Source organism: Methylobacterium sp. PvP105 (assembly GCF_017876975.1).
Lineage (GTDB): Bacteria > Pseudomonadota > Alphaproteobacteria > Rhizobiales > Beijerinckiaceae > Methylobacterium > Methylobacterium radiotolerans.
Map to the genome: position 1 here is coordinate 1652434 of NZ_JAGIPA010000001.1, position 11917 is coordinate 1664350.

At 72.9% G+C, this 11917-nt stretch carries 10 protein-coding genes; 3 read left to right on the forward strand and 7 right to left on the reverse strand.

Features of this window, described 5'->3' with window-relative positions:
• Positions 1-11: 11 nt before the first annotated feature.
• From J3A75_RS07940 to J3A75_RS07965, 6 genes are all read right to left on the reverse strand, one after another.
• Complete coding sequence (locus J3A75_RS07940; RefSeq protein WP_026605341.1) at positions 12-428, reverse strand: FKBP-type peptidyl-prolyl cis-trans isomerase; 417 nt, start codon at positions 426-428, stop codon at positions 12-14.
• A 107-nt stretch (positions 429-535) separates the two neighbouring features.
• Entirely contained in the window at positions 536-2632 is a 2097-nt protein-coding gene (locus J3A75_RS07945) for a methyl-accepting chemotaxis protein (protein WP_024830957.1), read from the reverse strand.
• Between the two features lie 317 nt (positions 2633-2949).
• The gene (gene coaBC, locus J3A75_RS07950; RefSeq protein ID WP_012317805.1) at positions 2950-4173 is read right to left on the reverse strand and encodes a bifunctional phosphopantothenoylcysteine decarboxylase/phosphopantothenate--cysteine ligase CoaBC; all 1224 of its coding nucleotides are present in this window, start codon (positions 4171-4173) and stop codon (positions 2950-2952) included.
• 43 nt (positions 4174-4216) lie between these two features.
• Entirely contained in the window at positions 4217-4939 is a 723-nt protein-coding gene (locus tag J3A75_RS07955; RefSeq protein WP_012317806.1) for a di-trans,poly-cis-decaprenylcistransferase, read from the reverse strand.
• A gap of 76 nt (positions 4940-5015) precedes the next feature.
• A complete protein-coding gene (locus tag J3A75_RS07960; protein ID WP_012317807.1) occupies positions 5016-5405 on the reverse strand; it encodes a transcriptional regulator in 390 nt (129 codons plus the stop codon).
• Positions 5392-6009, reverse strand: coding sequence for a hypothetical protein (locus tag J3A75_RS07965; RefSeq protein ID WP_012317808.1), 618 nt, complete (start codon positions 6007-6009; stop codon positions 5392-5394). The genes J3A75_RS07960 and J3A75_RS07965 overlap by 14 nt, the downstream gene beginning before the upstream one ends.
• A gap of 313 nt (positions 6010-6322) precedes the next feature.
• On the opposite strand from J3A75_RS07965, the gene uvrB reads away from it, so the two are divergent.
• Positions 6323-9094, forward strand: coding sequence for an excinuclease ABC subunit UvrB (gene uvrB / locus J3A75_RS07970; protein ID WP_059410258.1), 2772 nt, complete (start codon positions 6323-6325; stop codon positions 9092-9094).
• A gap of 16 nt (positions 9095-9110) precedes the next feature.
• On the opposite strand, the gene J3A75_RS07975 is transcribed toward uvrB, so the two are convergent.
• The gene (locus J3A75_RS07975; protein ID WP_012317810.1) at positions 9111-9329 is read right to left on the reverse strand and encodes a hypothetical protein; all 219 of its coding nucleotides are present in this window, start codon (positions 9327-9329) and stop codon (positions 9111-9113) included.
• 134 nt (positions 9330-9463) lie between these two features.
• Here J3A75_RS07975 and J3A75_RS07980 point away from each other — a divergent pair, with 134 nt between their 5' ends.
• Together J3A75_RS07980 and J3A75_RS07985 are read left to right on the forward strand one after the other, a co-directional pair.
• Entirely contained in the window at positions 9464-9997 is a 534-nt protein-coding gene (locus J3A75_RS07980; protein ID WP_024830955.1) for an ankyrin repeat domain-containing protein, read from the forward strand.
• Positions 9998-10058: 61 nt separating this feature from the next.
• A complete protein-coding gene (locus J3A75_RS07985; RefSeq protein WP_012317812.1) occupies positions 10059-11816 on the forward strand; it encodes a pyrroloquinoline quinone-dependent dehydrogenase in 1758 nt (585 codons plus the stop codon).
• The last annotated feature ends 101 nt before the right edge of the window (positions 11817-11917 follow it).

The following is an 11917-nucleotide window of genomic DNA, read 5'->3' on the forward strand; positions in this document are numbered from 1 at the left end:
CGATCGTTGCCTTACTTCGCGCCGAGGAGCTCGACGTCGAAGATCAGCGTGGCGTTCGGCGGGATCACGCCGCCGGCGCCCCGGGCGCCGTAGCCGAGCTGCGGCGGGATGATCAGGGTGCGCTTGCCGCCGGTCTTCATGGTGGCGACGCCCTCGTCCCAGCCCTTGATCACTTGGCCGGCGCCCAGGGGGAAGCTGAAGGGCTGGTTGCGGTCGCGGGACGAGTCGAACTTCTTGCCCTTCTTGCCGCCCTCGTCGAGCCAGCCGGTGTACTGGACGGTGACCGTCTGGCCGGCCTTCGGCTCAGGCCCGGTGCCGACGACCTCGTCCTGATACTTGAGGCCCGACGGGGTGGTCACGGTCTCGGCATTGGCGGCAGTGGTCATGGCGATCAACGCGGCTCCGAAGAGGGGGGACAGGCGAGGCATGGTTTCTCCCTGGAGCCGGCGCCGTGCGCGCCGGCCGTCGGGAGGCCTTCTATCGCCTCGGACCCGTCCAGGCCAGGGAGAGACGGTTGGTGCCCCCCGGGGCGCTCTCAGGCGGCCCGGACGCCGTCGAGGAAGCGGCCGACCTCGGCGGTCAGCTGCACGGCCTGGGTCGACAGGGCGGCGGCCGCGCCCAGGACCTCGCCCGCGGCCGCCTCGGTCGCGCCGGAGGCCGCGGCGACGCCGGCGACGTGGCCGGTGACCGCGGCCGCGCCCTGCGCCGCCTGCCCGACGTTGCGGACGATCTCGTGGGTGGCCGCGCCCTGCTGCTCGACCGCCGCCGCGATGGAGGTCGCGACGCCGTCGATGTCGCGGATCCGCGCCGTGATCGTCCCGATCGCCGCCACGGCCTGACCGGTCGAGGCCTGGACCCGCCCGATCTGGCCGGCGATCTCCTCGGTCGCCCGGGCGGTCTGCTCGGCCAGCGCCTTCACCTCGGTGGCCACGACGGCGAAACCGCGACCGGCCGCACCGGCACGCGCGGCCTCGATCGTGGCGTTGAGCGCCAGCAGGTTGGTCTGGCCCGCGATGGTCGAGATCAGCCCGACCACGTCGCCGATCCGCGTCACCGCCTCGCTCAGCTCCTGGACCAGCGCGCCGGTCTGATCGGCCTCGGCGACGGCCGCGCGCGCGAGGCTGGCCGAGCCGTCGACCTGCCGGCCGATCTCCTGGACCGAGGTGCCGAGTTCCTCGGCCGCCGCCGCCACGGTGCCGACGTTGCTGGCCGCCTGCTCGGCCGCGGCCGCGACGGTGCTCGACTGCTCGGCGGTCTGCGCGGCGGTCTCGGTCATGCTCCGGGCCGTCGCCTGCAGGCCGGTCGCCGCGGCCGAGACCTGCGCGACGATCCCGCCGACGGTGTCGGCGAACCGGTCGGCGATCTGCCGCATGACGAGGCTGCGCTGGCGCTCCGCGTCCTGCCGGGCCGCCTCGGCCTCGGCCTCGAGCTGCCGGCTGCGGATCAGGTTGTCCTTGAACACCTGCACGGCCGCCGCCATGGCGCCGATCTCGTTGCGCCGCCTCAGGCCCGGGACAGCCACGGCGGCGTTTCCGGCCGCGAGGGCCTCCATGGCCGCAGTGATCACCCGGATCGGCCGCAGCACGCCGCGGAACAGGGCGAGCAGACCGAGCGCGACGAGCAGCAGGGTTGCGACCAGGGCCGCTCCGTCGCGCCACAGGGTGCTGCGCGCCGCGTTGGCCAGGGTCTCGGCCCGCGCGACCATCTCGTCGAGGCAGACGAAGGCGAGGTCGACGAGGGTGACCTGCTCGGGCGTGTCGAGCTTGCGCGCCTGCGCGAGCGTCAGCCCCGGCGGCGCGCCGCGAGCCAGTGCCTGCGCCACGGCGCGCCGGCGGGCGAGGGGGCTACCCGCGAAATTGTTCTCCCCGGCCCGCCGGAACGCGGCCCCGACCGTCTCCGAGGCCTCGGCCGCCGCCTCGGTCGCCGCGCTCCACGCCGCGTCGAGCCGTCCCCGCTCCTCGGCGGCCGCGACGGTCTCGTTCAGCGACCACGATGCCCCGGCCGCCAGCGACGTCTGCACGCGCAGCGCGACGGCGCCGTTGGCCATGCGGGTCGCCCACGCCGCCCGCTTCAGGGCGAGGTCGCGCCGGAGGATCGCGTCGGACAGCGGGATCGCGCCGTCCACGGCGTCGCTGGTCGCGATCAGGGCATCGAGCATGGCCTGGAAGGCGGCCCTCGCCTCCGCCATCACCGCGCCGTCGCGCTGCGCGCCCGACACATTCAGAACCGCGTCGACCCGCGGCCGGAGGCGCTCGACGCGTCCGCTCGCCTCGTGCAGCCGGCCGAGGGTCGCCGTCACGGCGGGAAGTTCCAGCCCGTCGAGGAGCGGCCGCGCCGCGGCGAGCCCCGCGACCGCCCGCTCCCGGTCAGCGTAGAGCGACGCGCGGGTCTCGGCCTCGACCGGCTCGGCGGCGGCCAGGAACTGCAGTGTCGCGCCCCGCTCGAACCGGGTCACGTTCAGCGTCTGGAGGAGGGCGCGGCTCGCCCGCACCAGCGCGATGACCCGGTCGGCCTCGGCGGCCTGCTGCCGCGCCTCCCGCACGGTGCCCGTCGCGAAGCCGAGCAGAATCGTGGCCATGACGACGAGGACGAGGCTCATCGTCGTCCGGATGGACAGGTCCCGTACGCGCATCGTGCCTGGTCTCCGGTCGCCCGATCGGCCGGGCGAACCAAATCATAGCAAGTTTTTCCCGGCACGATCCGGGCAACGCGCGAGGATGCAGGCAGCGTCCGACCTCGAATTGACTTTTCGCACCCGGATATGTCGCGGAACGGCCCGAAAAAGACCGCTCATCTCTACCGAAACACTCTGCCTGGTCTCGATAGACAGCGGAGACGGCGCGAGATAGACTTCTATCTTCCCTGTGCGCAACGGCCTTCGGCCCCGGAACGAGTCACGCCGTTTGGCGAGTCCGGCTCGGATACCGGCGGCGAACCCGCAGGGCGGCGTCAGCCGGCCAGCAGGGCCGCGAGATGGGCCACGAGCCGGCGCGCGACCTCGTCTTTTCCCAGGCGCGGCCAGGTCTCTACCGCGCCGTCCCGCCCGATCAGGTGCACCGTGTTGTCGACGCCGCCCATGACGCCGCCCTCCGCCGACACGTCGTTGGCCACGATCAGGTCGCAGCCCTTCCGGGCGATCTTCGTCCGGGCGTGCTCGACCACCGCGTCGGTCTCGGCGGCGAACCCGACCACGAGGGGCGGGCGCCCGGACGGCCGGCGCGCCACCGTGGCGAGGATGTCGGGATTCTCGACCAGCGGCATCGGCGCCGGCCCGGTGCCGTCCTTCTTGATCTTCTTGCTGCCGGCCTCCTGCTCCGGGCGCCAGTCGGCGACCGCGGCGGCGAAGACCGCGATGTCGGCCGGCAGCGCCGCCTCGACGGCGGCCAGCATCTGCCGGGCGGTCTCGACCCGCACGACGGCGACGCCCGGCGGGTCGGGGATCGCCACCGGCCCGGAGACCAGGGTCACGGCGGCACCGGCCGCGGCGGCGGCCGCGGCGATGGCGTGACCCTGGCGGCCGGAGGAGCGGTTGGCGATGTAGCGGACCGGGTCGATCGGCTCGTGGGTGGGCCCCGACGTCACGAGCACCCGGCGGCCGGCCAGGGGCCTGTCCCCGGCCGGGGCGCCGAGCATCCGTTCCAGCGCGTCGGCGATCTCGTTGGGCTCGGCCATGCGGCCCGGCCCGGATTCGGGTTCGGCCATCCGGCCGGCGTTCGGGCCGACGATCCGGACGCCGTCCCCCTCCAGGACCGCGCGGTTCCGGCGGGTGGCGGGGTGCGCCCACATCTGGACGTTCATGGCCGGCGCGATCAGGATCGGCAGAGTCGTGGCCAGCAGGATCGTGGTCGCGAGGTCGGCCGCGTGGCCGCCGGCCATCCGGGCCATCAGGTTGGCGGTCGCGGGCGCCACCACCACGGCATCCGCCTGACGGGCGAGCTTGATGTGGCCGATCTCGGCCTCGGAGGCCCGGTCGAACAGGTCGGTATGGGCCCGCTCACCCGCGAGCGCGGCAGCCGCCAGCGGCGTCACGAATTCCTGGGCCCCCGCGGTCAGCACCGGGCAGACGCTGGCGCCCCGCTCGCGCAGCCGCCGAATCAGGTCGAGGGCCTTGTAGGCCGCGATGCCGCCGCCGATGACGAGGAGGACGCGGCGTTGGGCGAGGGTCTCGGTCATGCCGCCGACCCTCTGCGCGCCGGCGCGCGCGCGTCAAGCGGCCTCAGGCCGCGGCCGGAACGGCCGGTGCCTTCAGCCCGCCGAACCGGCGCTCGCGGCGGCCGAACTCGGCCACGGCCTCGGCGAGGTCGTCGGGGCCGAAATCGGGCCACATCCGCTCGGTGAACAGCAGCTCGGCGTAGGCGGCTTCCCACAGCATGAAGTCGGAGAGGCGCCGCTCGCCGCCTGTGCGGATCAGCAGATCGACATCCACCGGGGAGCCGTGCATCGGGCCGGCGACCAGCTTGCCGAAGCTCTCGCGCGTCGGCTCCTCGCCGGCGAGGCCTTGGGCCGCCGCGATGATCGCGTCGCGGGCCGAGTAGTCGACGCAGATCCGCAGGTGCAGCCGGGTTCCCCCCGCCGTGGCGGCCTCCGCGGCCGCGATCGCCTGGGGAATGCCGTCCGGCAGACGGTCGCGCCGGCCGACGACGCTGAGGCGGGTACCGGTGCGGGCGAGGCGCTGGGTCTCGTTGCGCAGGTACGAGCGCAGGAGCCGCATCAGGCCGCCGACCTCCTCGGCCGGCCGCTGCCAGTTGTCCGCCGAGAAGGCGTAGAGCGTGAGCGTGCCGATGCCGTGATCCGGGCAGGCCTCGGCGGTGCGGCGGATCGCCTCGACGCCCCGGTGGTGGCCGGCCAGCCGCGGCAAGCCGCGCTGCGTCGCCCAGCGCCCGTTGCCGTCCATGATGATCGCGGCGTGCAGGGCTCCCGGCACCGCTTCGCTTTGCATCGTAAAGTCTCCCGGCATGGGCGTGGCGCAGAGGTCTATCGAAACGGGGTTAACATTCCTGGCGGGACGGGCGGTCTCACGCCGTTTTCGTGGCCGGATCGAGGCCGCGGACACCGGATTCGGGGCCGCGCTCGGCCGCATCCGCGGCGTCGCGCACCACCTGCTCCAGCACACCGAGATAGCCGATGAAGCGCTGACGCCCGACCGGGGTTAGGCGGCAGATTGTCTGCGACCGGCTCTGCGCGAAGCGTTTCTCGAGACTCACCAGGTCCGCCTCGCTCAGCACGGCGAGGTGGCGGCTCAGGTTGCCGTCGGTGAGCCCGCACAGGCGCTTGAGGTCCGGAAAGGGCAGCCCCTTCGGATGCGCCACCAGCGACGTCAGGACGCTGAGGCGCGCCCGCTCGTGGATGATCCTGTCGAGCCCCTCGTAGGAGAAGCGCCCGTCGGAACGGTCAGCGGTCGTCATCGAAGGCCCGGGCCCCGTGATGGATGATCCCGGCCAGCCACGCTTGGCCGAACAGGAAGGGCAGGCCCATCGTCCAGGGTGACAGGGCCCGCGTCTCGGCCGAGATCGCCAGCACGGCGAGCCCGGCGAGCAGGTACCAGGCCCCGACGCCCTGGACCGCCCGGGGCAGGATCCGCGCCGAGGCGAACAGGCCGAGGCCGACCAGCACCTGCCAGAGACCCGGCAGCATCCAGACCTCGTCGGGGGCGAAGCGGGCGATGACCAGGGCGAGGCAGGCCCCCGCGCCCGCGGCCGGCAGGAACACCTCGATGGCGTTCCACACCATCGCGTCGGCGAGGCCGGAATGCAGGCGCCGGCTGCGCCGGACCGCCTCGACGCCGATCATCGCGAAGGCCGCCAGCGCCGCCGCGATCCAGAGACCGAAGAACAGGCCCGGCCGCGCCGCGGGATCCCCGAGCCACAGGGCCTGTCCCGCCGCGCAGGCGAGCGCGAGGCCGCCGGTGCCGGCCACCGTCGCGGCGCCCAATCCGCGGAACGCCGTATCGCGGGCGATCTGCGACCGGATGGCCACGATGTCGGCCAGCGCCTTGTCCAGGTCCTGCATGTGCCTCAAGCCCCCGGCCGCAGCATGCCGTCCACCCCGCTTTGCATCGCAAAGTATCGCCGGGGTCGGCCCACGGCAAGCCGATTTCCCGTGTACGGAGGCGGATCTTCTCAGCATCCGGGACCGCGGTCGAGTTCGCTCCCGGGTGAATTCTACCTAACGGTTGTATTCGCCACACCGTCTTTAGTGGAAAGGCGCGGCGCTCCGCGGCCGGTCCGCAGCCGGTCCCCGCTGCCGCCGGCGGCAGACGAAAGCCGTCAAACCGCACCCGCGCAGGGTTTCTCGGAGCGCGGTCCGGGCCCATATTGTTCTCATGCCCGCACCGAAGAAACCGCGCGCCGCCTCCGTGACGGCCACGTCCGCCAAGGCGTCGAAGCCCGAGCTGAAGCCCCTGGACACCTATCTGGCGGAGCTGCTGAACCCAGCGCTCAACCGGAACCGTCCGGCCGCCGTCGAGCCGCCGCCCGAGGCGCCCGCGCGGCCCGGCCGCAAGACAGGCGGCAAGCCGGGCGGCGGGAAGGGTGGTCCGAAGGACGGGACGTCGGCGGCCGCGACCCGGAGGGCCGAGATCGCCCGCGACGGCTTCGCGGAGGCGCCCCAGGCCGGCTACGCCCTCGGCGACGCGGCCGACGTCGACCCGCGCCTGGCCCAGGCGCTCGGCCTGACGCCGCCCGAGGACGGCCCCGCGCCGGAGGGTGCCGACCTGCCGGATCCCGGCGGCGACGGCGGCGCCTCGGCGACGGTGACGGCGCTGGAGCGGCTGCTCACCGAGGGCAATCCGCTCTTCAAGGACGGCAAGACTTGGACGCCCCACCGGCCTGAGCGGCCGCAGAAATCCGAGGGCGGCGTCCGGTTCACGCTCAACTCCGACTTCACGCCGGCCGGCGACCAGCCCCGCGCCATCGCCGAACTGGTCGGCGGCGTGCAGGCGCTGGAGCGCGACCAGGTTCTGCTCGGCGTCACCGGCTCGGGCAAGACCTTCACGATGGCGAAGATCATCGAGGAGACGCAGCGCCCGGCGCTGATCCTCGCCCCCAACAAGACGCTCGCCGCGCAGCTCTACGGGGAGTTCAAGGCGTTCTTCCCCGACAACGCGGTCGAGTACTTTGTCTCCTACTACGACTACTACCAGCCCGAGGCCTACGTCCCGCGCTCCGACACGTTCATCGAGAAGGAATCCTCGATCAACGAGCAGATCGACCGGATGCGCCACGCCGCCACCCGCGCCCTGCTGGAGCGCGACGACGTCATCATCGTCGCCTCGGTCTCGTGCATCTACGGTATCGGCTCGGTCGAGACCTACACGGCGATGTCGTTCACGGTCTCGCTCGGCGAGCGGATCGAGCAGCGCCAGCTGATCGCCGACCTCGTGGCCCTGCAGTACAAGCGCATCCAGTCCGACTTCGCCCGCGGCACCTTCCGGGTGCGCGGCGATTCGATCGAGCTGTGGCCGGCCCACTTGGAGGATCGCGGCTGGCGGATCGGGCTGTTCGGCGACGAGGTCGAGAGCATCGTCGAGTTCGACCCGCTCACCGGCAAGACCATCTCCGAGCTGAAGTTCGTGAAGGTCTACGCGAACTCGCACTACGTCACGCCGCGCCCGACGCTGCAGCAGGCGATCAAGGGCATCAAGCACGAGCTGAAGGGCCGGATCGAGGAGCTGACCAAGATGGGCCGGCTCATCGAAGCGCAGCGCATCGACCAGCGCTGCACCTTCGACATCGAGATGATCGAGGCCACCGGCGCCTGCAACGGGATCGAGAACTATTCGCGGTACCTCACCGGCCGGAAGCCCGGCGAGCCGCCGCCGACCCTGTTCGAGTACCTGCCCGACAACGCCCTGGTCTTCACCGACGAGAGCCACGTCACCGTGCCGCAGATCGGCGGCATGTACCGGGGCGACTTCCGCCGGAAGGCGACGCTCGCCGAGTACGGCTTCCGGCTGCCCTCCTGCCTGGACAACCGGCCGCTGCGCTTCGAGGAGTGGGACGCGATGCGGCCCCAGACGGTCCACGTCTCGGCCACGCCCGGCAAATGGGAGATGGAGCAGACCGGCGGCGTCTTCGCCGAGCAGGTCATCCGCCCGACCGGCCTCGTCGATCCGGTGATCGAGGTGCGCCCGGCCCGCAGCCAGGTCGACGACCTGCTGGGCGAGGTCCGCGAAGTGGCGCAGGCCGGCTACCGGACGCTCGTGACCACGCTGACCAAGCGCATGGCCGAGGACCTCACCGAGTACCTGCACGAGAACAGCGTGCGGGTGCGCTACATGCACTCCGATATCGACACGCTGGAGCGGATCGAGATCATCCGCGACCTGCGGCTCGGCGCCTTCGACGTGCTGATCGGCATCAACCTGCTGCGCGAGGGCCTCGACATCCCGGAATGCGCCCTGGTGGCGATCCTCGACGCCGACAAGGAGGGCTTCCTGCGCTCAGAGACCTCTCTGATCCAGACGATCGGCCGCGCCGCCCGCAACGCCGACGCGCGCTGCATCCTGTACGCGGACTCGATCACCGGCTCGATGGAGCGGGCGATGGCCGAGACCGAGCGCCGACGCGCCAAGCAGCTCGCCTACAACGAAGAGCACGGGATCACGCCGCAGAGCGTGAAGCGCGGGATCGCCGACATCCTGAGCAGCGTGTTCGAGCGCGACCACGTCCAGGTCGATACCGGGCTCGCCAAGGACGCGATCACGGTGGGCCACAACCTCAAGGCCGTGATGGCGGACCTCGAGAAGCGCATGCGCGCGGCGGCCGCGGACCTCGACTTCGAGGAGGCGGCGCGGCTGCGCGACGAGCTGAAGCGGCTTCAGGCGACCGAGCTGCTGGTCTCGGACGACCCGATGGCGCGGCAGAGCGACGTGGAGCGCGAGGCGGGGAAGTTCGGCCGGAAGGCGCCGCGCGGGGGCGGGGGCAGCCGCATCGCCAAGCCCGACCTCGACCATATGGGCCCGGGCACGGACCGGGAGCTGCCGGTGGGCGGCGCGGCGCCGGTCTGGCAGGAGCGGCCGAAGCCGCGCTCGACGCAGGGGCTCGGCGGGCAGAAGCCCAAGTACAAGGGCGGCGGCGGGCGACGGCGGGGCTGACCCGGCCGCCCGCGTCTCAGGCGGCCTCGCTGCCCCGGCCGAGACCGTGCCCGCGCCCGGCTTCGCCGGCATCGACGATGGCTTCCGCGATGCGGACGACCAGGACGTTGCAGGCCTCGTCGAACGCCTGGGAATCCGCGCGGACCGCCGCCTCGACGACGGCTCCCGCCCGCTCGCGCACGATCTCGCGGGCGGTGCGCAGTGCGTCGGCGTACGGCTCAAACGGTCGGGGCATCGTCGCGCTCCGGAGACGCCGGGCCTCGCCCGGATTGGCGGCTGGAACGAGCCGCGCGACGAAACTGTTCCCGCCGCCGCTGGACGTCGATGCCGCAGCGGCCCAGATCAGCCGCGATGAGAGACGAGCACGCGATGGCCTCAGAGACGAACACGCCCCCGACCCTCGACGACGCGACCCTGGCTTTCGCGGCCCGGGTCTTCCAGTACGCGCGGATGGGCCACGCGGAGGAACTCGCCGACTTGTTCGGGCAGGGGCTGCCGGCGAACCTGCGCAACGACAAGGGTGACAGCCTGCTGATGCTGGCTGCCTACAATGGCCAGGCGGACGCCGTCCGGGTGATCCTGGAGGCCGGCGGCGACCCGGAACTCGCCAACGACCGCGGCCAGACGCCGCTCGCCGGCGCGGCCTTCAAGAACGACCTCGCCATCGCGCAGCTCCTGCTCCGGCACGGGGCCGCGGTGGACGGGACCGGCGACGGCACCCGCACGGCCCTGATGACCGCGGCCATGTTCGACCGCACCGACATGGTCGACCTGCTCCTCCAGCACGGCGCCGACCCGGATCGCCGCGACGCCTCCGGCCAGAGCGCCGCCGACATGGCCCGGGCGATGGGCGCCCAGGCGACGCCGGCGCAGCTCGACGCGGCGGTCCGTCGGGAGGCCTAAGGCCACGCTTCGGGAACACACCTGCTCGGGCGCCACGGTCGCCGCACACGGGAGCACAGCTTTGACGCGATGGATCGGGGCCGCCCTGCTGGCCTGCCTTGCAGGACCTGCTTCCCTTGGCCCGGCCTCCGCCGCCGAGACGCCCTGGCCGGCCTTCGGGCACGATCCGAGCAACCGCAATTTCTCCGACCTGACCCAGATCAACCGCGACACGGTCGGGCGTCTGCGCCCCGCCTGGATCTTCCAGACCGGGGTGACCGGCTACTTCCAGGCCCAGCCGGTGATGGTGGACGGCACCCTCTACGTCTCTACGACGCAGAACAACGTCGCCGCCCTCGACGCACGGACCGGCAAGCCCCTCTGGACCTACACCCACAGGCCGCGCACCGAGAAGATCTTCGGGCCGCCCTCGAACCGCGGGGTCGCGGTGTCGGGGGGCCTGGTCTACGAGGCGACCATGGACGGGCAGCTGATCGCCCTGGACGCCAAGACCGGCAAGGTCGTCTGGGAGAAGGAGGCGGTGCGCCCGGAGGAGGGCGAGACCGAGACCGCCTCGGGCCTCGCCGCGACCCTCGGCGGCAAGCCCGTCCAGGGCTCGAGCCGCCTCGGCTTCAAGATGCCGCCGCTCGTCGCCGACGGGCTCGTCATCGTCGGCGTCACCGGCGCCGGCTACGGGCTCCACATCGAGGACGAGGCGGGCGGCCTCGACGGCGGCGCGGTGGTCGGCATCGAGGGCGGCTACGGGCGGCGCGGCTGGCTCGCGGCCTACGACGCGAAGACCGGCGACGAGCGCTGGCGCTGGTACGTCACGCCCGCGGAGGGCTGGGAGGGGGGCTTCGTGGAGAGGACCGCCGACGGCACGGCGCTCCACCGCGACATCGCCGCCGAGAAGGCGGCGGCCCCCGCCAACCGCGACGCGTGGCGGGTGGGCGGCGGCTCCCTCTGGATGACGCCCGCCTACGACCCCGATCTCGGCCTGATCTTCCTCGGGACCGGCAACCCGGCGCCGCAGAATTTCGGCTTGTCGCGTCCGGGCGACAACCTCTACACGATGTGCCTCGTCGCCCTCGACGTGAAAACCGGCACGCTGCGCTGGTACTATCAGCAGGTGCCGCACGACGAGTGGGGCTACGACGTCGCCGCGCCGCCCTTCCTGCTGGACATGCCGGGCGGCGCCAGGGCGGTGGCCTCGGCGAGCAAGACCGGCTGGATCTACGTCCACGACCGCGCCACGGGGAAACTGCTAGCCCGCTCGGCCCCGCTCCTCGCGCAGAAGAACCTGTTCGCGCCGCCGACCCCGCAGGGCACGGTGGTGGCGCCCGGCCCCCTCGGTGCCGTCTCGTGGCCGCCGACCGCCTATGACGGGACGCGCGCCTACGTGCAGGTCCGCCACGGCGCGACGACCTACACGGTGAAGACCGTGCCGGCCGCCGCGGGGCGACCGGAGATCCGCTACACGGAGACCGGCGAGGCCAGGGGCGAGCCGTCCTTCAGCACGCTCACCGCCGTCGACCTCGCGGAGGGCGGTCGCATCGCGTGGTCGGTCCGCGGCGCGAGCCGCCTGTCCGGGGGCACGCTGGCGACCGCCGGCGGGCTCGTCTTCTCGGGCGAGGAGGACGGGCATCTCGACGCCCACGACGCGCGGGACGGCCGGATCCTCTGGCGCTTCCAGTGCGGGGCCGGCATCAGCGGGCCGGCGATGACCTACGCACTCGACGGCAAGCAGTACGTCGCGGTGGCGGCGGGCGGCGCCTCCTTCACCCGTGCGTCCGGCTTCGGGACCGGCGACGCGCTGCTGGTCTTCGCACTGCCCGACTGACCGCGGCCGGGCGACGGTTCGCGGAAGTCCGCCGGCGACGTCCTCGCGGGCTGGCGGCCGGCGCGTTCGGAGGTCACGGCGCGCCGGGCTCTCGACGCCGC

Bases quoted from the DNA above. Each gene is read 5' to 3' on its own strand.
- J3A75_RS07940 (WP_026605341.1), bottom strand. From the start codon at position 428: ATGCCTCGCCTGTCCCCCCTCTTCGGAGCCGCGTTGATCGCCATGACC.
- coaBC (WP_012317805.1), bottom strand. From the start codon at position 4,173: ATGACCGAGACCCTCGCCCAACGCCGCGTCCTCCTCGTCATCGGCGGC.
- J3A75_RS07965 (WP_012317808.1), bottom strand. From the start codon at position 6,009: ATGCAGGACCTGGACAAGGCGCTGGCCGACATCGTGGCCATCCGGTCG.
- J3A75_RS07955 (WP_012317806.1), bottom strand. From the start codon at position 4,939: ATGCAAAGCGAAGCGGTGCCGGGAGCCCTGCACGCCGCGATCATCATG.
- uvrB (WP_059410258.1), top strand. From the start codon at position 6,323: ATGCCCGCACCGAAGAAACCGCGCGCCGCCTCCGTGACGGCCACGTCC.
- J3A75_RS07980 (WP_024830955.1), top strand. From the start codon at position 9,464: ATGGCCTCAGAGACGAACACGCCCCCGACCCTCGACGACGCGACCCTG.
- J3A75_RS07945 (WP_024830957.1), bottom strand. From the start codon at position 2,632: ATGCGCGTACGGGACCTGTCCATCCGGACGACGATGAGCCTCGTCCTC.
- J3A75_RS07975 (WP_012317810.1), bottom strand. From the start codon at position 9,329: ATGCCCCGACCGTTTGAGCCGTACGCCGACGCACTGCGCACCGCCCGC.
- J3A75_RS07960 (WP_012317807.1), bottom strand. From the start codon at position 5,405: ATGACGACCGCTGACCGTTCCGACGGGCGCTTCTCCTACGAGGGGCTC.